The sequence below is a fragment of the Bradyrhizobium sp. 23AC genome (assembly GCF_054863025.1).
This window is the reverse complement of sequence record NZ_JAVAYN010000329.1, coordinates 1-230: the sequence shown is the minus strand read 5'-3', so window position 1 is coordinate 230 and position 230 is coordinate 1. Positions and strand designations below refer to the sequence as shown.

At 62.2% G+C, this 230-nt stretch carries 1 pseudogene; it reads left to right on the top strand.

Annotation, left to right across the window (positions count from 1 at the left end):
- Positions 1–230, top strand: a pseudogene (locus tag RAD10_RS42635) (ABC transporter ATP-binding protein); the annotation flags it as partial.

Here is a 230-nt window from a genome sequence, read left to right as displayed (position 1 = left end):
GGGGCTGGTCAACAAGACCAGCGGCAGCGCGTCGATCTGGGGCTTCGACATCGATCAGCACCCGCGCAACGCCAAGGTTTCGATCGGCATCGTCAATCAGGAAATCCTGTTCGACCCGTTCTTCTCGCCGTTCGAGACGCTGGAGATTCAGGCCGGGCTGTACGGCGTGCCCAAGGCCAAGCGGCGCTCGATGGAATTGCTGCGCGCGGTGCATCTGGAGGACAAGTCCA